Origin of the sequence: Pseudoalteromonas sp. SG43-7 (genome assembly GCF_014164295.1) — a bacterium.
Lineage (GTDB): Bacteria > Pseudomonadota > Gammaproteobacteria > Enterobacterales > Alteromonadaceae > Pseudoalteromonas > Pseudoalteromonas rhizosphaerae.
Genome location: NZ_JACJEY010000027.1, coordinates 12,471 through 35,643, shown reverse-complemented (window position 1 = coordinate 35,643; position 23,173 = coordinate 12,471). Strand labels below are relative to the sequence as shown.

26 protein-coding genes are annotated in these 23,173 nt (G+C 40.3%); 17 read left to right on the top strand and 9 right to left on the bottom strand.

Annotation, left to right across the window (positions count from 1 at the left end; translation table 11 throughout):
- The first annotated feature begins 80 nt into the window (after positions 1–80).
- Together H5200_RS13440 and H5200_RS13435 are read left to right on the top strand one after the other, a co-directional pair.
- On the top strand, positions 81–332 hold the full coding sequence (locus H5200_RS13440; RefSeq protein WP_054205400.1) for a succinate dehydrogenase assembly factor 2: 252 nt from the start codon (positions 81–83) through the stop codon (positions 330–332).
- Between the two features lie 40 nt (positions 333–372).
- Positions 373–744 carry a hypothetical protein gene (locus H5200_RS13435; protein ID WP_310736225.1) on the top strand — a complete coding sequence of 124 codons (372 nt, stop codon included), beginning with the start codon at positions 373–375 and terminating at the stop codon, positions 742–744.
- On the opposite strand, the gene nadB is transcribed toward H5200_RS13435, so the two are convergent.
- The gene (gene nadB / locus H5200_RS13430; RefSeq protein WP_182717003.1) at positions 704–2,329 is read right to left on the bottom strand and encodes an L-aspartate oxidase; all 1,626 of its coding nucleotides are present in this window, start codon (positions 2,327–2,329) and stop codon (positions 704–706) included. The genes H5200_RS13435 and nadB overlap by 41 nt on opposite strands.
- Before the next feature lie 263 nt (positions 2,330–2,592).
- Between nadB and rpoE the strand changes: the two genes are divergently transcribed.
- From rpoE to pdxJ, 10 genes are all read left to right on the top strand, one after another.
- On the top strand, positions 2,593–3,174 hold the full coding sequence (gene rpoE / locus H5200_RS13425; protein WP_064666393.1) for an RNA polymerase sigma factor RpoE: 582 nt from the start codon (positions 2,593–2,595) through the stop codon (positions 3,172–3,174).
- A 1-nt stretch (position 3,175) separates the two neighbouring features.
- Positions 3,176–3,787: a sigma-E factor negative regulatory protein gene (locus tag H5200_RS13420; RefSeq protein ID WP_182761654.1), complete on the top strand. Its 612-nt coding sequence runs from the start codon at positions 3,176–3,178 to the stop codon at positions 3,785–3,787.
- Between the two features lie 4 nt (positions 3,788–3,791).
- A complete protein-coding gene (locus H5200_RS13415; protein ID WP_149980900.1) occupies positions 3,792–4,748 on the top strand; it encodes a MucB/RseB C-terminal domain-containing protein in 957 nt (318 codons plus the stop codon).
- Positions 4,749–4,760: 12 nt separating this feature from the next.
- A complete protein-coding gene (locus tag H5200_RS13410; RefSeq protein ID WP_149980899.1) occupies positions 4,761–5,210 on the top strand; it encodes a SoxR reducing system RseC family protein in 450 nt (149 codons plus the stop codon).
- A 69-nt stretch (positions 5,211–5,279) separates the two neighbouring features.
- Positions 5,280–7,067, top strand: coding sequence for a translation elongation factor 4 (lepA, locus tag H5200_RS13405; protein ID WP_182717004.1), 1,788 nt, complete (start codon positions 5,280–5,282; stop codon positions 7,065–7,067).
- A gap of 39 nt (positions 7,068–7,106) precedes the next feature.
- Positions 7,107–8,042: a signal peptidase I gene (lepB, locus tag H5200_RS13400; protein ID WP_182761653.1), complete on the top strand. Its 936-nt coding sequence runs from the start codon at positions 7,107–7,109 to the stop codon at positions 8,040–8,042.
- Between the two features lie 2 nt (positions 8,043–8,044).
- On the top strand, positions 8,045–8,722 hold the full coding sequence (rnc, locus tag H5200_RS13395) for a ribonuclease III (RefSeq protein ID WP_145237595.1): 678 nt from the start codon (positions 8,045–8,047) through the stop codon (positions 8,720–8,722).
- On the top strand, positions 8,712–9,644 hold the full coding sequence (era, locus tag H5200_RS13390; protein ID WP_145237593.1) for a GTPase Era: 933 nt from the start codon (positions 8,712–8,714) through the stop codon (positions 9,642–9,644). The genes rnc and era overlap by 11 nt, the downstream gene beginning before the upstream one ends.
- Positions 9,645–9,661: 17 nt before the next feature.
- Positions 9,662–10,351: a DNA repair protein RecO gene (gene recO, locus H5200_RS13385; protein WP_145237591.1), complete on the top strand. Its 690-nt coding sequence runs from the start codon at positions 9,662–9,664 to the stop codon at positions 10,349–10,351.
- Between the two features lie 62 nt (positions 10,352–10,413).
- On the top strand, positions 10,414–11,145 hold the full coding sequence (gene pdxJ / locus H5200_RS13380; protein WP_182761652.1) for a pyridoxine 5'-phosphate synthase: 732 nt from the start codon (positions 10,414–10,416) through the stop codon (positions 11,143–11,145).
- A gap of 69 nt (positions 11,146–11,214) precedes the next feature.
- On the opposite strand, the gene H5200_RS13375 is transcribed toward pdxJ, so the two are convergent.
- Complete coding sequence (locus H5200_RS13375) at positions 11,215–11,406, bottom strand: hypothetical protein (RefSeq protein WP_149980895.1); 192 nt, start codon at positions 11,404–11,406, stop codon at positions 11,215–11,217.
- A 54-nt stretch (positions 11,407–11,460) separates the two neighbouring features.
- Positions 11,461–11,634 carry a DUF1328 family protein gene (locus H5200_RS13370; RefSeq protein WP_145237585.1) on the bottom strand — a complete coding sequence of 58 codons (174 nt, stop codon included), beginning with the start codon at positions 11,632–11,634 and terminating at the stop codon, positions 11,461–11,463.
- Between the two features lie 517 nt (positions 11,635–12,151).
- On the opposite strand from H5200_RS13370, the gene H5200_RS13365 reads away from it, so the two are divergent.
- From H5200_RS13365 to H5200_RS13350, 4 genes are all read left to right on the top strand, one after another.
- On the top strand, positions 12,152–12,397 hold the full coding sequence (locus tag H5200_RS13365) for an OadG family protein (protein WP_182761651.1): 246 nt from the start codon (positions 12,152–12,154) through the stop codon (positions 12,395–12,397).
- Between the two features lie 10 nt (positions 12,398–12,407).
- Positions 12,408–14,192: a sodium-extruding oxaloacetate decarboxylase subunit alpha gene (gene oadA / locus H5200_RS13360; protein WP_182761650.1), complete on the top strand. Its 1,785-nt coding sequence runs from the start codon at positions 12,408–12,410 to the stop codon at positions 14,190–14,192.
- 11 nt (positions 14,193–14,203) lie between these two features.
- Complete coding sequence (locus tag H5200_RS13355) at positions 14,204–15,334, top strand: sodium ion-translocating decarboxylase subunit beta (protein ID WP_145237582.1); 1,131 nt, start codon at positions 14,204–14,206, stop codon at positions 15,332–15,334.
- A gap of 401 nt (positions 15,335–15,735) precedes the next feature.
- Complete coding sequence (locus H5200_RS13350; RefSeq protein WP_167542971.1) at positions 15,736–15,912, top strand: hypothetical protein; 177 nt, start codon at positions 15,736–15,738, stop codon at positions 15,910–15,912.
- Between the two features lie 271 nt (positions 15,913–16,183).
- Here the strand turns inward: H5200_RS13350 and H5200_RS13345 are convergent, their stop codons facing one another.
- Together H5200_RS13345 and H5200_RS13340 are read right to left on the bottom strand one after the other, a co-directional pair.
- The gene (locus H5200_RS13345) at positions 16,184–16,678 is read right to left on the bottom strand and encodes a tetratricopeptide repeat protein (RefSeq protein ID WP_182717009.1); all 495 of its coding nucleotides are present in this window, start codon (positions 16,676–16,678) and stop codon (positions 16,184–16,186) included.
- A 208-nt stretch (positions 16,679–16,886) separates the two neighbouring features.
- On the bottom strand, positions 16,887–18,200 hold the full coding sequence (locus H5200_RS13340) for a peptidoglycan DD-metalloendopeptidase family protein (protein ID WP_182761649.1): 1,314 nt from the start codon (positions 18,198–18,200) through the stop codon (positions 16,887–16,889).
- A gap of 150 nt (positions 18,201–18,350) precedes the next feature.
- On the opposite strand from H5200_RS13340, the gene tyrS reads away from it, so the two are divergent.
- Positions 18,351–19,550 (top strand): tyrosine--tRNA ligase, encoded by a 1,200-nt coding sequence (gene tyrS, locus H5200_RS13335; RefSeq protein WP_145237578.1) that lies wholly within the window; start codon positions 18,351–18,353, stop codon positions 19,548–19,550.
- 63 nt (positions 19,551–19,613) lie between these two features.
- Here tyrS and H5200_RS13330 read toward each other — a convergent pair whose 3' ends face one another.
- The 4 genes from H5200_RS13330 to folE2 form a co-directional block, all read right to left on the bottom strand.
- Positions 19,614–20,561, bottom strand: coding sequence for a cobalamin biosynthesis protein (locus tag H5200_RS13330; RefSeq protein WP_182761648.1), 948 nt, complete (start codon positions 20,559–20,561; stop codon positions 19,614–19,616).
- 1 nt (position 20,562) lies between these two features.
- Positions 20,563–21,270 carry a 5'-methylthioadenosine/S-adenosylhomocysteine nucleosidase gene (gene mtnN / locus H5200_RS13325; protein ID WP_182761647.1) on the bottom strand — a complete coding sequence of 236 codons (708 nt, stop codon included), beginning with the start codon at positions 21,268–21,270 and terminating at the stop codon, positions 20,563–20,565.
- 102 nt (positions 21,271–21,372) lie between these two features.
- Positions 21,373–21,966, bottom strand: a complete 594-nt coding sequence (locus H5200_RS13320; protein ID WP_145237569.1) for a DUF2726 domain-containing protein — start codon at positions 21,964–21,966, stop codon at positions 21,373–21,375.
- 91 nt (positions 21,967–22,057) lie between these two features.
- Positions 22,058–22,978 carry a GTP cyclohydrolase FolE2 gene (gene folE2, locus H5200_RS13315; protein ID WP_182761646.1) on the bottom strand — a complete coding sequence of 307 codons (921 nt, stop codon included), beginning with the start codon at positions 22,976–22,978 and terminating at the stop codon, positions 22,058–22,060.
- Positions 22,979–23,173 lie beyond the last annotated feature (195 nt).

Sequence of the window (23,173 nt, the reverse complement as noted above, 5' to 3'; positions counted from 1 at the left end):
CTGCTGGTATAGATGCATAAATAGCTGTTTATTCAGGTGCAATTTGTTAAACTGCTAAGCAACTTAGTACGAGGTAAAAAATGACTGAAATTCACAATAAAGCGCGTATCCGCTGGGCTTGTCGCCGCGGCATGTTAGAACTAGATGTGTTATTTATGCCATTTGTAGATGAGGCATTTGATTCGTTATCTGTACAGCAGCAAGCTGTTCTTCAACGTTTGCTAGAAGCGGATGATCCCGATCTATTTGCGTGGTTTATGGGCCATCAAGAATGTAAAGATCCTGAGCTTAAACAGATGGTACAACTGATTTTAGACCGAGTTCGTGTATAGGTTTAGGGTTACTAATAATGTTCCAGACCACAGACCTTTTGTGGTCTACTTTAGCTTGTTCGCAGTGTGTTATAGCTTATTTTTAACTAGCGTATTAGCGCAATTTATTTGTGTCGCCAGTAGTACTATTTTTGGCTATGTAAGTTGGCACTGGTATAAAAAATCCCATCCTCAGCAAGGCGTTTTTATATTAGATTCTACGCAATGTCGTTTTGAAAATAATACGCTAAAAATAAATGGCCATATCAGCAACAAAAGCCGTGTTTATCAAAGCAGTGTTTGGTTATATATTAATGGCTTTGCAAGCTCCCACTGGCTGATTATTAATGCCAGCGGGGTTGATGAACTGAGTTTTGTGCGCTTGAAACGTCTTACTTTGGCTGCTCGTCATGAGCAAGCGGAGTTAAAATAGTGGGCGTTGGATTATCATTTAACTGCGGGTAGTCAATGGTATAATGCAAGCCTCTGCTTTCTTTTCGCTCCATTGCACTGCGAATTATAAGCTCTGCTACTTGCACTAAATTACGCAGTTCAAGCAAGTTATTCGAAACGCGGAAGTTTGCATAATAATCACGAATTTCTTGCTGTAGTAATTCAACTCGGTGTAACGCACGTTCTAGGCGTTTAGTTGAACGCACAATGCCAACATAGTCCCACATAAATAGTCTTAGTTCATGCCAATTATGGGTGATCACCACTTCTTCATCTGAGTTAGTTACGCGGCTTTCATCCCACATCGGCAGCACTTTTAATGCTGGACTATGTTGTATTTTTGCTAAAATATCTTTTGCTGCGGCGTGAGCAAATACAATGCACTCTAGTAATGAATTACTGGCCATGCGATTAGCGCCATGTAGCCCCGTATAAGCGACTTCGCCTACCGCATATAAGTTATCTAGATCGGTCTTGCCGTTAAAGTCAGTCATTACTCCACCACAGGTATAATGTGCCGCAGGAACCACTGGAATTGGATCTTTAGTGATATCGAGCCCGACACTTAAGCATTTTGCATAAATGGTCGGGAAATGCTCAATAATAAAGTCTTTATCTTTATGGCTAATATCTAAATACACACAGTTAGCACCTAAGCGCTTCATCTCAAAATCGATAGCGCGGGCAACAATATCGCGTGGTGCGAGCTCTTCACGCTCGTCAAAGTCTTTCATGAATCGTGTGCCGTCAGGGCGCTTTAAATAAGCACCTTCACCGCGCATCGCTTCGGTGATCAGAAAGTTTTGTAGCTCTGGGTGATATAAACTGGTCGGGTGGAATTGGTTAAATTCCATATTGGCTACTCTACAACCTGCCCGCCAAGCCATGGCGATACCATCACCACTGGATACATCAGGGTTGGATGTGTAAAGGTATACTTTACTGGCACCACCGGTTGCTAAGGCTACAAACTTAGCTGAAATTGTTTCAACTTTCTTCGCCGCTCGGTTCCACATATATACGCCATGAATATGTTTACCGTTTTGGCCTAATTTTTTATCACCAATTAAATCTATCGCGTTGTATTGTTCTAATAAGGTAATTTCTGGGTGCGCTTGTACTTGGCTTATTAGCGTTGTTTGCACTGCTCGGCCGGTGGCATCTGCAGCGTGTAAAATTCGGCGATGGCTATGGCCGCCTTCACGGGTTAAATGAAAGCGCTCTTTGCCTTTGCTATCAAACTCCATATCAAAAGGCACGCCTTGCTCGATTAGCCATTGCAAGCAGTCATGGGCATTACTTGCGGTGTATTGCACGGCGGTTTTATCACATAAACCACCACCGGCATCTAAGGTATCTTGTACGTGAGATTCAATGCTGTCATTCTTTTTATCAAACACGGCAGCAATGCCGCCTTGTGCATAAAGTGTGGAACCTTCCGTCAATTCACCTTTGCTGATCACGGTAACTTTACAGTGATTAGCTAAAGATAATGCTAATGAGAGGCCAGCTGCGCCGCTGCCAATAATAGCGACATCCGTGATATGGTGTTTATTTTGGTTCATGTCCGTGGTCTTTGCGGTTACAATGCCCAGATACTAATGTATAAACAGTAATGAGCAAATAATAATATTATGATAGGCGTATATGTATCATATTTGGCGCGACACTATTAGTGATTTTCAACTTTCGCCAATATATTTATATGCTATTTTATAAAAAAATAATATTAAACAGAACTTTTCATTCATGCAGCAGTCAGAGTATTTGTAAACAATGGCAGGATATGAATGACAAGCAATAATCAGACAGAGGAGTACCGGCTCGAATGAGCGAGCAGGATTTGGATTTAGCGCTAGTAAAAAGGGTCCAGCAGGGCGATAAAAATGCCTTCAATCTTTTAGTAAAGAAGTATCAGAACAAAATAGCCGGTTTGATTTCACGTTATGTATCAAATCAAGGCGATATTGCTGATGTTGCTCAAGAAGCTTTTATTAAAGCATACCGCGCACTTCCAAACTTTAGAGGGGACAGTGCCTTTTATACTTGGTTATACCGTATCGCCGTTAATTGTGCTAAAAATTACTTAGTGGCTCAGGGCCGCAAACCGCCAGCAAATGATATAGATGCTGACGATGCAGAGTTTTATGATGGTGCTGATGCAATGCGTTCAAACGCATCCCCTGAGAACTTGTTATTAAGCGAAGAAGTTCGCGCAGTGATTTTTAACACCATTGATAGTTTGCCTGAAGATCTTAAAACCGCGATCACTCTACGAGAAATCGAAGGGATGAGCTATGAAGAAATAGCCGTGGTGATGGATTGCCCAGTCGGGACGGTGCGTTCGCGTATTTTCCGTGCCCGTGAAGCAATAGATAACAAATTAAACCCATTAATAGGCGAGTCTTAATATGACAAAAGCACACGTTAACAAGTTGGATAATCAGCATTTATCCGCATTACTTGACGGCGAACAATCATTAACTGATGAGGTTATTGCCCAGCAAGATGCGGCAACCTTAGGACGTTATGCGCTAATAGGTGACGTAATGCGTGCTGAGTCAGAAGATGCGTTCGTCTTTGATATAAGCGATAGTGTTGCGCAAGCGCTGGAAAGTGAGCCAGTTTATGCTGATTTCACACAACCAGCGGCACAGCCAACACCATTGGCTGCAACGGGCACCGATAATGTAGTGGCATTTAACTGGCGCAAACCAGTTGCACAACTTGCAATTGCAGCAAGTGTCGCCATGTTTGCAATTGTTGGTGTACAAACATTGCCACAAAGTGAAAACTCACCTAGCAATGAAATTCCGATGTTACAAACAACACCAGTAACAGGAATGGCATCACCAGTTAGCTATTCGTCAGAACCCGCTTTACAAAATGCAGAGCAAGGTTTGCGTGAGTTACAGCAACAGCGTATTGGCGCGTTAGTATTAGAACATCAACGCCAAGCACGAGTTGCATATTCATTAGAAAAAGCTCACACTGAGGCGCAAGCCAAAGAGGAAAAAAACTAATTAAATGAAAGTAATTACTTTTATTTTGTCGTTGGTATTAATGGCTCCAGCTTTTGCTGACGACGAAAACCCCGCAAAAGAGCTACTGCTCAAAATGGCTGACGCCGTTCATAATCGTAACTTTGACGCATCATTTGTGGTCGTGAAAGGAAAGTCAATGGAACCATATCGTTGGTTGCATGCAAAACAAGGTAATACAGAACTCGAACATTTGAGCTTACTCAATGGCGCAGGCCTTGAGATGGTTCGTATCGATGACCAAGTTACTTATTTTGAGCCACAGTCTGAGCCTTATTCAATAGATACTGATTCTATAGCAGGCCCAATCCCAGAAGTGTTGTTTAAAGATGTTGAGCGCTTAAGTCAGCATTACGATTTTGTACTCGGTGGTAAAGGCCGTATTGCAGGGCGTGCTGCGCAGCTTGTGCGCATCGAATCAAAAGACGAGTATAAGTTTAATTATTGGCTGTGGCTTGATGCAGAGTCATCACTATTACTAAAATCTGCTTATGTTAATCATGCCGGTGAGATGTTAGAACAACTACAGTTAACCCATATTAGTGTAACCGAAGAGCCCGCTGCGTTATTACTTGAAATGCTTAATCGTAAATTTCCAACGCCACTACCGGCAGCGGCAATTACCAAAAATGAAGCAAATACAGGAAGTAATAATTGGCAAATAGGTTGGTTACCTGAGGGGTTTAGTTTACTAAAATCAGACCGTCATAAGCTTGATTTGAACAATGAACTGACGGATTATTATTTATACTCAGATGGTTTTGTCGAAATTTCAGTGTTCGTACAAAGACCATTACCAGGTCGCAGACCAAGCGGTGCATTGTCATCCGGTGCCACGACAGTATATGTGCATAATAGCGGTAGTTTTGATGTGTCAGTGGTGGGGAATATTCCAGCAATGACTGCAAAAGCAATTGCTGAATCGGTTGCAAGACCCTTGTAATATAAGCTGATAATGATAGAACAAACTCTTACAGTGGTGTCGATTCAAGGCGCCACTGCGCATTTAGAAGCCCAACAAAAGCAAGCCTGTGAAGGGTGTAATGGCCGTTGTGGTTCACAAATTTTTAGTAAGCTATTTGGCACTGCTAAAAAAACCTTCCCCTATCGATTTGAAATTCCAGTTGTGGTTGGGCAAAAAGTAACCCTAGCACTGGATGATAGCCACATGGTAAAGCATGCTTTTGCAGTGTATATGTTGCCTTTGGTGTTAAGTCTGGTATTTGCGTTAGTGGCTGCTGAGGTTTTTTCTGTGCCTGAATGGTTGCAAATCATTGCCGCTATAGCTGGTGGTTTTACTGGCTTTGGCATCGCTAAAAGCCGAGTGAAAAGCCTAAAGCATGATGTTAAAGTAATAAAAATTCACCCTATTAGCCTTCCTTTAACTCAAATAGATGGTGATTGAAGCCAATTAAATGTAAAATTACGGCTTTATACACTCAGTCCATTAAAATAGAAGTTTAGAATCCAGTTTATGAAGCATATCCGTAATTTTTCGATCATCGCCCATATTGACCACGGTAAATCGACCCTTTCAGATCGTTTGATCCAAGTTTGTGGTGGTTTAACAGACCGCGAAATGCAAAAGCAAGTATTGGATTCAATGGATATTGAGCGCGAGCGTGGTATCACCATTAAAGCGCAAAGTGTAACTCTAAATTATAAAGCCAACGATGGTGAGACTTACCAACTTAACTTTATCGACACCCCTGGACACGTTGACTTTACTTATGAAGTATCGCGTTCACTAGCAGCGTGTGAAGGTGCATTATTAGTTGTTGATGCCGGTCAAGGTGTTGAAGCGCAAACTCTAGCGAATTGTTACACCGCCATCGAAATGAATTTAGAAGTAATTCCGGTATTAAATAAAATCGATTTACCACAAGCTGATCCACTTCGTGTAGCCGAAGAAATTGAAGATATTATTGGTATCGATGCCCTAGATGCCGTGCAATGTAGCGCTAAAACAGGTGTGGGTATTGCCGAAGTTCTTGAAATGATTGTTAAGGACGTACCGCCACCAGAGGGTGATAAAGACAAGCCGCTACAGGCGCTTATCATCGACTCATGGTTTGACCCGTATCAAGGTGTAGTATCGCTGGTGCGTATTAAGCACGGTGAATTAAGAACGGGCGACAAGATAAAAATTATGTCGAACGAGCATATACACACTGCAGATCAGGTTGGTGTTTTTACACCAAAGCAAACCAACACCGGTATTTTAAGAACTGGTGAAGTAGGTTTTGTTATTGCGGGTATTAAAGAAATACATGGTGCGCCAGTAGGTGACACTATTACCCATCAAAAAAATGCAGCACCTGAGCGCTTACCGGGCTTTCAAAAAATTAAACCACAAGTTTATGCCGGTATGTTTCCAATTGCCTCGGATGAGTATGAATCATTCCGTGATGCGCTTAATAAACTAAGCTTAAATGATGCGTCGTTATTCTTCGAACCAGAAAATTCAACAGCACTTGGCTTTGGCTTTCGCTGTGGCTTCTTGGGCATGTTGCACATGGAAATCATTCAAGAGCGTTTAGAGCGTGAATACGATATTGACTTAATTACCACCGCACCAACGGTAATTTACGAAGTTGTAACTAAGGAAGGTACGATTCAGATTGATAACCCATCTGATTTACCTGCTGTAAATGATATTTTAGAAATTCGTGAGCCCGTTGTTGAAGCTAATATTCTTGTACCACAAGAGTATTTAGGCAGTGTTATTACGCTTTGTATTGAAAAGCGTGGTATGCAAACCAAGATGAACTATCACGGTAAACAAGTCGCAGTTACTTATGAACTGCCAATGGCTGAAGTGGTGATGGACTTTTTCGATAAGTTAAAGTCAACCAGTCGTGGCTTTGCCTCGCTTGATTATAACTTTAAGCACTTTCAAACATCAGACATGGTACGTGTTGATATTTTGATCAATGGTGAGCGTGTTGATGCACTTGCGATTATTGTTCACAGAGACAGTGCGCAATCGCGTGGTCGTCAACTAGCTGATGCATTGAAAGAGCTTATTCCTCGTCAAATGTTTGATATTGCGATTCAAGCGGCAATAGGTGCACACGTTATTGCCCGTACCACTGTTAAACAGTTACGTAAAAACGTAATCGCGAAGTGTTATGGTGGCGACGTGAGTCGTAAGAAAAAGCTACTTCAAAAGCAAAAAGATGGTAAAAAACGTATGAAGCAACTAGGTAATGTTGAAGTGCCTCAAGAAGCATTTTTAGCTATTCTTAAAGTTGGTAAGTAAGTTTTTTAACCAAATTACGTAAGATAAAGGATTTAATGCATGGCAGGTTATTTTTCAATATTTTTAGTGTTGTTAACTTTAGGCTCAGGCTTAATTTGGTTAATTGACCATTTTATGTTTGCACCAAAAAGGCAGCAACGCTTAGCTCTTGCGCAAAGTTCTGCTGGCGGCGAGCTCGATGAAGAAACTGCAGCACTAATTGCGCCAGAACCGACGATTACTGAAACGGCAAAATCAATTTTTCCGATGATTGCGGCTATTACGATTTTTAGATCGTTTATATTCGAGCCGTTTCAAATACCATCAGGTTCAATGATGCCGACACTATTAGTTGGCGATTTTATCTTAGTACAGAAATATTCGTATGGCGTGAAAGACCCTGTTTGGCGTACTCAATTAGTTGATGTGGCAGAGCCTGAACGTGGTGATATTGTGGTATTTAAATACCCATTAGATGAAAGTATTGATTATATTAAACGTGCGATTGGTTTACCGGGTGATAAAATCGTTTACCGTGATAAGCGTTTATACATTCAGCCAAATTGCGAACAAGGACAAACACAACAAGGTGACTTATTGTGTAATGAATTTAATAAAATTGATATGGAGATCATTAATCGCGATGAATTTAAGCAAGGCTCTATGGATTTAGTTCGGTTAGATGAAAATTTGACTACGCTAAAACATAATATTTTAATTAACCCTGAAGCGCTGGAAATGAAAGGGCGTTACTATCAACAACCGGGTACACGTTCTGATGAATGGGTAGTGCCGGCTGATCATTATTTTATGATGGGTGATAACCGCGATAACAGCCAAGATAGTCGCGTATGGGGCTTTGTGCCAAAAGAAAACTTGGTGGGTAAAGCTGTCTTTATATGGATGAGTTTTGAATTTGAGAATGGCCCAGATGACATTTTACCAGCCTGGGTTCCAACTGGTGTTCGTTTTGAACGCCTAGGTAATATTCAGTAACAATGAAAAAAAATGTAACAGAGTTATATAGCAAAATAGGGTATACCTTTATTGATCAAGTATTGCTTGAGCAGGCGATGACCCATCGCAGCCATAAAGGACAACACAATGAACGCTTAGAGTTTTTGGGCGATTCCATTTTAAGCTTTGTCATTGCCAATGCTTTATATAGTAAGTTCCCCAAAGCGCGTGAAGGCGATCTTAGCCGCATGCGTTCAACGCTTGTGCGTGGACAAACCTTAGCTGAATTTGGTTTAGAGTTTGGCCTAGGTGATTACTTACGCTTAGGGCCGGGTGAACTTAAAAGTGGTGGTTTTAGACGTGAATCAACTTTAGCTGATGCGGTTGAAGCAATTATTGGTGCGGTATTTTTAGATGCTGGCATTGATGTTTGTGGAGACTTGATTTTGGCGTGGTACGAATCTCGCCTTGATGCCATTTCGCCAGGTTTAAACCAAAAAGATCCTAAAACATTACTACAAGAATACTTACAAGCCCGCAAATTACCTTTGCCAGGCTATACTGTAGTAGATACTAAAGGTCAGGCACACAATCAAACGTTCACGGTTGAATGTATTGTTGAAGGTATGGATAGCATCATCTCAGTTGGCAGTTCTCGTCGTAAAGCTGAACAAAAAGCCGCTGAAAAAGCGTTGAAGATACTTAAAAATGAATCTTGATACATTGATCCAACCGCACACGCGTGATTTAGATACTTTTTGTGGCATGGTCGCTATTGTTGGCCGCCCAAACGTTGGTAAATCTACCTTGCTTAATGAAATTATTGAGCAGAAAGTAAGTATTACCTCGCGTAAACCGCAAACCACACGCCACCGTATTATGGGTATTCATACTGTAGGTAAGCACCAAGCCGTTTATGTTGATACACCAGGCCTGCATGTTGAAGAAAAGCGTGCCATTAACCGTTTAATGAACCGTGCTGCTTCAAGTTCATTAGGTGATGTTGAGCTAGTTATTTTTGTTGTTGAAGGTACTCACTGGAATGCTGACGATGAAATGGTGCTTAACAAAGTAAAGCAAAATGGCAAACCAGTGTTACTTGTGATGAATAAAATTGATCAAGTAAAAGACCGTGACCTTGTGCTACCGCATATGAAGTGGTTAGGCGAAAAGTTTGATTTTGTTGGCATTATGCCAGTATCTGCGACTCAAGGTAAAAATATCAACCTGATCAAAGATGAAGTAACTAAGCGTTTACCACCGTGTGAATTTTACTTCCCTGAAGATTACGTAACAGATCGTTCAATGCGCTTTATGGCAGCCGAAGTGATCCGTGAAAAGTTGATGCGCTTTATGGGTGAGGAGCTTCCTTACTCAGTTACCGTTGAAATTGAGCAGTTTAAATGGCAAGAAAATGGCATTTGGCATATCAATGGCTTGATTTTAGTTGAGCGTGAAACGCAAAAACGTATGGTTATTGGTAATAAAGGCGAAAAGCTTAAAGTGATTGGCCGCGAAGCCCGTAAAGATCTCGAAGAAATGCTTGATAATAAAGTGTTTTTAGAACTTTGGGTGAAGGTTAAATCAGGTTGGGCTGACGACGAGAGAGCACTTCGCAGTTTAGGCTATGGTGAAGATTAATAGCCTAAGCGATATTTATGGATAGCGACTTCTACACGGCATATTTATTACACCGACGTCCTTTTAGTGACTCACAAGTAATGCTTGATATGTTAGTAGAAGGCGTTGGCCAGTTGCGCATGCTGGCGCGAATTAGCGGTCGCCAAGCAACAAAATACAAAGCTCAGTTACAACCCTTCCAAGCCTTACTGGTAAATTATACCGGTAAACACGACCTGAAATATATCCAACGATTTGAACTACATGGCACGCAATCCACACTAGTTGGGGATCAGCTTTATTGTGGGTTTTACCTCAATGAACTAACCAACCGCATTGTACCAATTAATGAACCGATTGATCATGCCTATCAATTGTATAAAACTCACCTACAACAGCTTAACCAGCACCCTAATTTACAAGCTGTATTACGTTCTTATGAATTTCAACTATTAGAATTATTAGGCTATGGCGTTGACTTTAGTTTTGATGCCGCAGGCGATCCAATTTCGGCAGAGCAAACGTATAGTTACTTTGCTGAATACGGCTTTGTTGCCCAAGAAAATCAAGGCAGTGGCTTTTCTGGCGCGCAGTTAAATGCAATTGCAGCTCATGACTTTAGTGCGCCGGATGTGTTATATATGGCAAAACAATTAAGTCGTCATTTAATGAAGCCTTTATTAGGCAAAAAACCATTAAAAAGTCGCGAGCTGTTTATATCCAAATAGTTTGGGTATTCACCAACAATCTTAATACGGTATTTTTAACCGTTATTTTTACAGGTAAAAAAATGAAAGATATTCTTTTGGGTATAAACGTTGATCATATTGCTACCTTACGCCAAGCTCGGGGTACAAATTACCCAGATCCAGCACATGCTGCGAGTGTTGCTGAGCATGCTGGCGCTGATGGGATCACTATTCATTTACGTGAAGACCGTCGTCACATTCAAGATCGTGACGTGTATGTGATGGCTAAAACAATCCAAACACGAATGAACCTTGAAATAGCGGTTACAGATGAAATGATTGATATAGCCTTAGATGTAAAGCCAGCTTATGTTTGCTTAGTACCAGAAAAACGCGAAGAGTTAACTACCGAAGGCGGTCTAGATGTTGTTGGTAATCTAGATAAGATTAAAGTCGCGACAGCAAAATTAACTGACGCCGGTATTAAAGTATCGTTATTTATCGATGCAGACAAAGCACAACTAGATGCAGCTAAAGCCTGTAATGCCCCTTATGTTGAAATTCATACTGGCGCTTATGCGGATGCGCAAACTGATGCTGAGATACAAAAACAACTTGAGCATATTCATCAAGGCGTAAAGTATGCAGCAAGTTTGGGTTTGATAGTAAACGCCGGCCACGGTCTTCATTATCATAACGTGAAACCGATTGCTGCTATGAAAGAAATTTACGAATTAAACATTGGTCACGCAATTATAGCGCGTGCAGCCATTGATGGATTAGATAAAGCAGTACGTGACATGAAGCGACTAATGCTAGAAGCGAGAGCTTAATTTTAACTTCTCTTAAAATGCAAAAAACGACTCAAAAGAGTCGTTTTTTATTATTTGTATCTAACTGGATTAACAGTTAGTTTCTTTAGCGTTAACGCCTTCTTTTACTTCTTCACAGGCGTCTTCTACTTTGTTTTGTACGTCGGTCACAGCTTCATCTATGCGCTCACCGGCCTCTTCTGCATGATTGTCTTCACAACCCATGATAAAAAAACTAGCGAATAAAGCGATCACAGCGGTTTTAATAGTTGTCGATTTCATAATGTAATTCCTTGTAAAAATAATAAATGTGTTGTTATTTAAAATAAATTGTTATCACTTAGGGACATTGCCGCGCAATGCACCTGAAACGAGTGAAATAACTAACAATACAATAAAGATAAAAAAGATAATCTTAGCAATTCCTGCTGCGGCACCTGCGATACCACCAAAACCTAACACTGCAGCAATAAGTGCAATAACTAGAAATGTAATTGTCCAGCGTAACATTGTCGTCTCCTTGGTTTGTTAATTTGTTCAGAGTAAATAATGCTAGTTACATGCCATGTATTTAAATCCTTTATTATCAATGCTATAGAGGTTTATTTCATTTCTCTTCATAAATTAGGTGGGAATTATTTACAGCTTTATCTGTAACTTATACTCGACGCTCTAAAAATCAATATTTTAGTCGTTTTTTGGTAAGACCAATTTCATTTTTGAGCCATTTGTATTTAATCAAGCGGTTGTTCAGTCGTTCAGTCGGTAGCTTTTCCAGCTGCGGATAAGCTTTTACTTATAAGTTATAGCTATATTCAGTATTTTTATCATCTATATCCTATGAAATTATAGCAAAATGTAGAGTGTTAACTTTGCTGAGCATATGTTAGTTTTGTATTAATTGGTTTTACCAATTTACAAAGTGTTGGACTTGGTCTTTTTCTTTGTTATGATTGTTGCATAATTATTTAAATAAAGTGATTTTTTACCTGGCGGGGCTGGGTGGAAATAATCAGGGGGGAGCAGGATGGATATAGGTCAGTTACTTGCTACAGCAGCAAACTTAATGATCACTGGGATGGTGGGCGTTTTCGTTTTTCTTTCGTTGTTGATTTCAGCAATTACCATTATGTCTAAATTAGCGGGTCGTTTTGAACAGTCGGTTGCAACGCCAACGCGTACACCGTCAATCAAAGCATCAGGTGTATCAAGTGAACACATCGCTGCGATAAGTGCAGCCATAGCTCAATACAAAAATAAACAAAAACTATAAGGAGTGACTTGTGGCTAAATTAAAATTAACAGAATTAGTACTTAGGGACGCGCATCAATCATTATTAGCAACACGTATGCGTTTGGATGACATGCTACCGATTGCACAAAAATTAGATGATGCAGGTTACTGGTCGATCGAATCATGGGGTGGGGCTACTTTTGATTCATGCATTCGTTATTTGGGTGAAGATCCTTGGGAGCGTATTCGTGCTCTTAAAAAAGCTATGCCAAATACTAAACAGCAAATGTTATTACGTGGTCAAAACCTTTTAGGCTATCGTCATTATGCCGATGATGTTGTTGAAAAATTTGTAGAGCGAGCGCACAAAAATGGTGTTGATGTGTTTCGTATTTTTGATGCGATGAACGATGTTCGTAATCTTGAAACGGCTATTAAAGCTGCGATTAAAGTTGGCGCACATGCACAAGGTACAATTTCGTACACAGTAAGCCCGGTCCATACACTTGATATGTGGTTAACGCTTGCCAAGCAGCTTGAAGAGTTAGGCTGTCATTCAATTTGTATTAAAGATATGGCTGGTTTGCTTAAACCATACGATGCAGAAGAGTTAATCAAAGCGTTAAAAGAAACAGTCTCTATCCCAATTGCAATGCAGTGTCATGCCACAACAGGTTTAAGTACTGCTACTTACCAAAAAGCGATTGATGCAGGTATTGATATGCTTGATACCGCAATTTCATCAATGAGTATGACTTACGGACACAGCGCAACTGAAACGATTGTATCGATTGTTGAAGGTACTGAACGTGATACTGAGCTGGATTTAAATCAACTCGAAGAGATTGCTGCTTATTTCCGTGATGTTCGTAAAAAATATGCCGCGTTTGAAGGCAGCTTAAAAGGTGTTGATGGCCGTATTTTATTAGCGCAAGTGCCTGGTGGCATGTTAACTAATATGGAAAACCAGCTTAAAGAGCAAGGTGCTGCGGATAAATTGAATGAAGTATTACTTGAGATCCCACGTGTACGTGAAGACTTAGGTTATTTACCGTTAGTTACACCAACATCACAAATTGTGGGTACACAAGCAGTATTAAATGTATTGACGGGCGAGCGTTATAAAACTATCACCAAAGAAACTGCCGGAGTGCTAAAAGGTGAGTATGGCGTAACTCCTGCGCCGATGAATAAAGAATTACAAGAGCGCGTACTTAATGGCGCAGAAGTCATTACTTGCCGCCCAGCTGATTTATTGCAACCAGAACTAGAAATACTCCAAGCTGAGTTATTAAAAGAAGCACAAGAGCAAGGTTTAAGCTTAGCGGATGAGCAGATTGACGACGTGTTAACGTATGCATTATTCCCACAAATTGGGTTGAAATTCATTAAAAATCGTAATAACCCAGATGCTTTCGAAGCTGTGCCAAGTGCTGAATCTGCTAATAAAGAACAACCAGTTAGCAATAAAAAAAGTAACAGCAACACAGTAAAAGCAGAGCAGTACAGCGTAAAAGTAGATGGTAAAGTTTATGATGTGGTGGTTGCACAAGGCGGTGAGCTTAAAGAAGTAACACTTAAAGATAGTGAGCATATTCCACAATCGGCGTCAGTTGCTTCCGGCGAAACACTTAACGCTCCACTTGCTGGTAACATCTTTAAAATCAAGGTGAAAGCGGGTCAAACGGTAAATGAAGGCGATGTAGTGATCATCATGGAAACGATGAAAATGGAAACTGAAATTCGTGCAACCCACACCGGTACTATTGCTGAAATTCTTGTTGCTGAAGGTGATTCAGTGGCAACGGGTGACGCTATGATAGCACTAGCTTAGGAGCTCAGAGGATGGAAGCATTATTAAACCTCTGGCAAGCAACAGGTATTGCTAATTTTACATTTCCTGCGCTTATTATGATCGCAGTAGGGTGTTTATTGTTGTATCTGGCAATTGCGCGCAACTTTGAGCCGTTATTATTATTACCAATTGGCTTTGGGGCAATATTAACAAATATCCCCGTAGCGGGCTTATCAGACCCCGGTGGTTTGCTGTATTACGTTTATCATATTGGGATTGATACCGGTGTATTCCCATTATTAATATTTATGGGTGTTGGTGCACTCACTGATTTTAGTGCCTTGATAGCTAATCCTCGTATGTTATTGCTAGGTGCTGCAGCTCAGTTTGGTATTTTTGCAACCTTGTTTGGCGCAATTTTACTAAACTATGTACCAGGTTTTGAGTTTTCTTTACAAGATGCGTCAGCAATTGCGATTATAGGTGGTGCAGATGGCCCGACGGCAATCTTCTTAGCCTCAAAACTTGCTCCTGATTTATTGGGTGCTATCGCCGTAGCTGCATACTCATATATGGCGTTGGTGCCAATTATTCAGCCGCCAATTATGCGGGCTTTAACCACACCAGAAGAACGTAAAATTCAAATGCCACAGTTACGCACCGTATCAAAAAAGGAAAAAATTATTTTTCCGTTAATGGTATTGAGTTTAACGATTTTGTTTTTACCTGCAGCAACGCCACTGGTAGGCATGTTCTGTTTAGGAAACTTGATGCGAGAGTCTGGTGTGGTTGACCGTTTAAGTAATAGTGCACAAAACGAGATCATAAATATCACCACTATTTTCCTTGGTTTAGCTGTAGGCTCTAAGCTTGCTGCAGATAAGTTTTTAACCGTAGAAACAATTGGTATTTTGGTACTCGGCGCCTTGGCTTTTGCAATTGGTACAGCTTCAGGTGTATTTATGGCAAAAGGTATGAACAAGTTCTCTAAATCACCAATCAATCCACTCATCGGCGCGGCTGGTGTATCAGCTGTGCCAATGGCTGCACGCGTAGTTAATAAAGTGGGTCTGGAGAATAATCCGCATAATTTCTTATTAATGCATGCAATGGGACCAAATGTTGCGGGAGTACTGGGTAGTGCTGTGGCTGCAGGTATCTTGTTAGCTCTGGTAGGTTAAACAAATCTTAAACCATACCCAGCGAGCTGAGTATGGTGAGGTAACTTTTACTTCCAACCGACTGGCGCAGTATTTACTGCGCTTTTTTTTTGCGCTTAGGGTCTGTTGACCTTTCATGGTTAAAATTTGTTCAAACTAGGGGCGATTTAATCACGGCGCGAGATTTGTAACCTAGTGGGCTAAGTAAAAATCGAGCAACAAAGAGTTAATCGCCCCTAGGCAGAACCCTTCGGGCAGCGCGTGTTTGGCATTTATGTCGAGTTATCTCCTATTTATGGGGAATAACCACACTACATAGGCTCTGCCTTGCCTAAAAACCAAACGCGCAGCTGCAAATTTAACCTCGAAAGATAAACAGACCCTAGGTATACTCGATAGATATTTTATTAAATAGGAATGGTATGAATATCTTCGTGATTTTAATTTCACTGTTTGTTGCATTAATCATTCTTGTGCCACTACTTGAAAAGTATCAGTCTAAAATGGGCCTAGATGGTGCGACTAAATACGCCAAATACATTTGGCCATTAGTGATGATTTCATTGGTTGTGCAATTGATTTATGTGTTGGTGAGGTAGAGCGTAGCTGCCAGTTTTAAGGTCTAGGAGCGGTAAGCTTTAAGTTGTAAGTGATAAGCTCGTGTTTAAATGGACTGTGTAGGTTGGGTTGAGCACCGCGAAACACAACGAAAAAATTGTAACGGTAGATATCAATCTTTGAATATTTATCTATGCTCGTTACTCTGCGATCCCACAACAGTCACGCAGCTTTGGGTTTCCCGTGAAGGCCACATGGTCTGAACGATGTTTAAACGCTTTGTATGGATAATAAACCCATCTTGTTAAGTTATTAGTGCCCCATTGGATCAAAGTAAGCCTCCCAGGTTAGAGCACAAGCTTGTTTTGATTTTGCTTTTTTCATGTAGAACATTGCATTTTCGTCAGTTGAACAATTCATAAGCGCTACACCTAAATTGTAAAATGCATGTTTGTTATTACTGCCTTGATCTATTGCTTTTTTAAAATATTCAGCCGCTTCTTGATGTTTGCCCATATCACATAGAACAGTTCCATAGTTTATGAGAGTTAGCTCATCATCAGTATGGTTATGTAAGACTTGCTCAAGAATGCTTTTTGCCTCATCAAAGTTTTGATGCCACTTGGAGTTATCTTTCCAAGTTTCATCTATTAATGATTTGGCTTTTTTGTTTATATCTTCAATGCTCATTCTGAAACGTAACAATCTATTTGTCCCATTTTGGTGGTTTTTTAGCACACCAAAACGGCGGTCACTAATGTTATCGGAGAAAATTGCGATATTAATAATCGCATGGCTAAATTTCAATCAATAAAATATTCAATTTTCGCTCATAGCCGTTTATCAGGTGACGTTTGCTTAACTTTCAAAACTATAAAAGTAGATATGAGGCAGCACATGCAAGTTCTATTGCAACATTAATTTGCGAATACAACCGGAGCGCATCACATCAAACAGTTCAACAAAAAGCCGTTGCTATTTACATAACAACGGCTTATATTTTTCGCTGACCGCTTTACTTAAGCGCTAACTGTAGCTCTCGGTTGCGCTCTAGCTGCGCTAAGAAGTTATCTGCGATTGGTTTAAACCTAGCAAGCTCGTCGCGAGGCAGTGGCTCTGACTTCGGTAACTTAACCGTTTTAGGGTTACGGTGAACGCCGTTAACTAAAAACTCGTAGTGTAAGTGTGCGCCTGTTACACGACCGGTGGAGCCGACAGTACCAATTTGTTGGCCTTGCTTAACTTTTTGACCAGTTTTAACTAGTTTCTTGTTAAGGTGTAGGTATTTAGTGACGTACTGTGTGCCGTGACTAATAAATATATAGTTACCATTATACTTACTGTATCCGGCTTTAATTACTTTACCATTACCCGAGGCAACTACTGGCGTTCCAGTACGAGCTGCGTAGTCAATCCCACGGTGTGCTCTTACTTGTCCTGTTACAGGGTGTAAGCGACGCGGATTAAAGCTTGAGCTTATATATTTAAAGTTAACCGGTGCACGTAAAAATGCTTTTTTCATACTACGCCCTTCAGGCGTGTAAAAAGTACCATCGCTGTGACGAATAGCCGCGTAACGTTGACCTTGGTTAATAAACTCAGCAGCAATAATTTTACCTGTGCCAATAAACTCGCCATCAACATAATGCGATTCATAGATTAAACCAAATTGATCGCCTTTACGGATATCATTGGCAAAATCCACATCCCAACCGAATATGTCAGCAAAGTTCATTATTTGCCGTTCACTTAAACCAGCAGCAATACCTGAGGTCCAAAAGCTGTTGGTCATTTCTCCGCCTGTTGATTTAGTTAATGTTTCAATTTCTTTACTATCAATAGACGTATCGTAGTTACCTTCTTCATTTAATGTAACGAATAGGGTATCTGTTTTTGAAATCACATAACGTAACTGTGCCAAAGAACCATCTTCGGCGGTAGCAAAGCTTAATGTTTCACCAGGGTGAATTTTACTAAGTTTACGTGTTTCTGCATTGGTATTAAGCAGTTTATGAACGGTTTGCGCTGAAAAGCCGGCGCGTTTGAAAATAAGTGCTAAATTGTCACCGTTCTTTACTTCAAAATCGACTAGATTGTATTCTGGGAATTTTGCTGCATCTTCTTGCGAATTTAATTCAGTTAATTTTTCGTTATCATCAACTTTAATTTGTAATTCGTAGCGCTTGCCAATTTCTAGCGCATCAGCGCTATTGTCTTTAGAGGCGGTGGCTTTTTCTGAAGGAATGAGTGTTAAAGCAGCAATAGCAGAAACCAAGCCTAGAATAAGCAATTTGTGTTTTTTTGGGAGAGTGTGCACAACGCGAACCATAACGTGCCTTTTCCTGCTGTCAAGATAATTAATCACTAATATTGCAGGATATACTTAATAAAGCGTTAATACCAGTGTTTTGTAGATTTAAACTGGCGCGGATTTACGCTAGAATCACCAGATTGACTGAATTTTTTGGAGTAATACATAGTGGACTTACAAACCGCTCTAGCAGAGATAAAACGCGGTGCTGAAGAAATATTAATTGAAGACGAGTTAGTCGAAAAGCTAAAGTCTGGTAAAAAGCTAAAGATCAAAGCTGGTTTTGATCCAACTGCACCTGACTTACACTTAGGTCACACTGTGCTAATTAATAAAATGAAAACCTTCCAAGACTTAGGTCATGAAGTGATTTTCTTAATTGGTGATTTCACCGGTATGATTGGTGACCCAACGGGTAAAAATGTAACTCGTAAGCCACTAACCCGTGAAGATGTATTGGCAAATGCTGAAACATATAAAGAACAAGTATTTAAAATTCTGGATCCGGCTAAAACCACGGTTGCTTTTAATTCAACTTGGATGGAGAATTTAGGCGCTGCAGGGATGATCAAGCTAGCAGCACGTCAAACTGTTGCTCGTATGCTAGAACGTGATGATTTTAAAAAGCGTTATGCTGGCGGACAATCAATTGCGATTCATGAGTTTTTGTATCCATTAGTGCAAGGTTGGGATTCAGTGGCACTTGAAGCTGATGTTGAGCTCGGTGGTACTGATCAACGCTTTAATCTATTAATGGGTCGTGAGCTACAAAAAGACGAAGGGCAAAAACCACAAACCGTATTAATGATGCCTTTACTTGAGGGCACCGACGGTGTGCAAAAAATGTCTAAGTCATTAGGTAACTACATTGGTATTACTGATGCCCCTAACGATATGTTTGGTAAAATCATGTCTATTAGTGATGAGCTGATGTGGCGTTATTATGATTTGCTAAGTAGCTTATCAATTGACGAAATTGCTGCGCTCAAAGAAAAGGTTGCACAAGGTACTAATCCGCGTGATATTAAAATCGATTTAGCAAAAGAAATGATTGCTCGTTTTCACAGCGATGCAGCAGCTGTTGGTGCGCATGAAGATTTTATTAAACGTTTTCAAAAAAATGCCTTACCGGATGATATCCCAGATATGACAGTAACGATTGATGAAGATACCGTATTTATTACTAATTTGCTTAAAGAAGCAGGCTTAGTTGCGAGTACATCAGAAGCTATGCGAATGATCAAACAAGGCGCAGTTAAAATCAATGGCGAAGAAAAGGTCACTGATACTAAGCTTGAAATTGCAAAAGGCAGCACAGCTATTTATCAAGTTGGCAAACGTAAGTTTGCAAATATTACCTGTGCTTAATAGGTAAAGAATGAAAATTCAGTTTTAAAAACCAGCTTCGGCTGGTTTTTTACTCTTTGTGATCTACAACATTGTTTTAATGATTTCGATGCCAAATATAACCAGTAACCAAAAGCCACGCGCTTGATTTAGCCGATTGATCAATACCGCAATATCATCAGCCTGTGGTAAACGCTCAGTACCAATACGCATTTTATCAAATCGAGTATTTTGGTATATGGCAGGGCCACCGAGTTGCACACCAACAGAGGCCGAACAACAACTTAATAACCAGCCACTATTTATTTGATAAAAATGTCGTCCATAATGCTTGATATAATGAATGCTCAATTTACTGGCTTTACTTGCTGCAATAGTCAGCGCCAATATCCGCGTAGGTAACCACTCAAGAATATATAATAGCCAACTAAGTGATTTTAAAAATGGGCTATTAGGCATAATATCTTTGCGCCAAGCTTGGTGGATCAAAGTCAGTAAGCGATAAGCCAGTGCAGCCATAGGGCCAAATAGTAGATAAAAGAAAATAACGCTAAAGTAATGACGAGCAACTCTTAAGATCAGCGTTTCCATAATGGCTTTGCAAAGACCAGGGCCTGATAATTTATCAACCTGGCGAGCAAGTAGTGGTTTTAATAACTCTCGGGCTGTAGACTTTTGATTTTGTTTAACGAGTCGTGCAATACGCAGCGCTTTACTTTCTACACTTCGCCACTCTAGGCTGAGGTATAAAATTAACCCAGCTAATAGTTCAGGGTAATATGCAAATTCAAGCAGTAAGATTACCAAGGTCATGATCACTAAAATGACTAAGGTGAAACATAACGAAGATGACAAATATTGGTAACTTGCAGGTTCACTCTTTCGAAAAACGCGTTTCCCAAGTGCTCTAAATACCGCAATTAAAAATGTATTTGGGTGATACCAGCTTACCAAAGGTAAAAAGCGCTCAGCAATGAGCGCTAATATAAATACAATAAAGTCCAAATGTTGCTGAACTAAATTGAGTAACACCTTATAGCGTTACCGTAGTCAGCTTTTCTAGTAATGCGATCACCATTTTTGATGAGTTTATTGAAGCGGTTTCTAGGTATTCTTCAAATGACTGTGGTGACTCTTTACCTGCAATATCAGACATTGAGCGGATCACTACAAACGGTGTTGCTAGTGAAAAGCATACTTGTGCAATGGCAGCGCCTTCCATTTCTACAGCTAACATAGTAGGGAAGTCCGCACGGGCTTTATCAATACGTACCGGATCACACATAAATGAATCGCCTGTACAGATTAAGCCGATCAAGGTCTTCACGTCACTGATGCTTTCAACACTTTGTTGTGCAGCCTCTATTAATTTAGGGTGAGCGGCAAAACCAGCAGGCATCTGTGGTACTTGGCCAATTTCATAACCAAAAGCGGTTACATCAACATCATGATGACGTACCTCAGATGAAATTACCACGTCGCCAACACTCAGAGATGGATCAAAACCACCGGCAGAGCCTGTGTTGATCACACAGTCTGGTTGAAAATTATCAATCAATAACGTTGTTGCAATACTAGAGGCGACTTTACCAATACCTGATTGCACTAAAGTCACAGTGTTACCGGCTAATTCACCTGTATAAAAAGTGAAACCTGCTTTAGTTAGAATTTGTGGATTTTGCATTGCTTCACGCAAAATTTTAACTTCTGGCTCCATCGCGCCAATAATACCGACATTCATAATTTTAAATTCCTCTAATTAGATGTTTAGATTATACGTGAAGTTAGCGATAAAAAACAAAAATGCGAGCTTAAAAGCTCGCATTTTATCGTTTAAGAAAACTTATATTTCAGCTAAAGCTGTGGAATGGGCTTTAGCTTGCGAAGGAGATAGTACCGCCGGCTTAGTAACACGGTTGCGTGTCGGGCGACTACTTTGTGCTGTCGGCTTGCCAAGCTTAAACATAATTGCTTCGCGTACTTCTGATGGCCGATAGCCAGATTTAACTTTCATACGGATATGTGGAATGCCAGCAGCTTCAAGTGCACCATTAACAAACCAGTCTCGTTGTGCTTTATGACCATCTTTATTGGCGTTGTTTACTAAGTCAACCGCTGCCACAATCGTCATCTTTTCTTTATCAATCAGCACATAATCCAGTTGTTTGTTTTTTGCTTTAGCGATTGCAGCACGTTTAGCTTTAGCAGATAAACCTTTTTTACAATCGATGATATCGATTAATTTTACACGGCTAACAATTTTATATTGATCGCCTACAGCACGTTCTAAAAGGTTTAAAAATGAGCTTTCAACTTGCGTAAATACACTGGTTTTACGCGTGAATGGGTAAGGGTTTCCGCCATCATCGGTAAACTTTGACGCAACAACAGATGCCCCTACGACTAATACTAAAATTGATAATAAAGCGAATTCCATACGGTAACTCCACAACAACAAATTGACACTGTAATATTGTTAGCAATTAACGTGCCCAGTTGTAGTGAAGTTACATTTTATAACAGTTAAGTTATGGCTGGTATCCGCCAGCAATTCCTTTTACTGCAATCGCCACGGCATCATGGGCATGCAGAGATTCATAATGGTTTATTTGTAACCAGTAATCGGCGTATTGTGCATCTTCTAACACGGCTTTGATTTTACGCGCAGCATCTTCACAAAACATCAGATTTTGACCATTTAAACGGGCAAATTCTTGCTCATCTTCACGCTTAACTGCCGCTTGTACTGGGGTTTTAAGTTCATCTTCAAGAGTATTGATCAAGCTTAAAATATCAAACTCACGGATGCTGCTATCTAGTTTGACTTTTACATTGGCGATAGAGCGTTGCGAGTGAGGAGTTGCAACAATGCCATCAGTACTGCCAAGCCAGTTGATCACTTCTTCATGGCTAAGGGGATGCTGCTGAAACTTTTCAACAAAGGCTTGTTGAATAAGTTGCCGAGCTAATGCCGCTGAGCATGGGCAAGTTGATGAGTAAGTTACATCAAGGCTTAACTCAAAACTAAGTACACCGCGGTCAATTTTTGCCACTATGGTTAACGGGTAGCTTTTCCAACCCGCTTTGCCGCTAAGGAGTGATTTTCTGCGCAACGGTAGTTCAAACTTAAATTCAATTTTAGCTTGATCCGATAACCCTTCATGGCTGGAAATAAAAGTATCTAGTGCTTGGGCAATCGTTGTGGGGTTTACCTGCTGCTCAGTTGATAAGGTATCGAGCGCTAAAAATAACCGCGACATATGAATACCTTTTGCGTCTTCTTTGTGAAGATTAACAAAAGCACGAGCTTTAGCGTTGACATTAATAGGCGCAAGATCACGAGATTCAAATAAAAAAGGCAGTTCAATATCATCCATACCAACCCAGTCTAATTTACCTGTTTGTAAGGCGGGAGCCGTATCTGCTATATCGGGCATGTTGCTTTGCATGAAAAATCTCGTTATTGGCAATTGTAAAGCGCGATATTTTACACGAAATAAATAAAAAATACGTGGTAGATGAAAATTTTCTGTTTTCGTCGCGGAACATGAAAATAGTTAATGCAAAAATGCTAACATATTAGCACTAGTGGTTTTTTTGTAGCTGTGTAGTCAGCTGATTTTTTATATACTTATATGTATAGT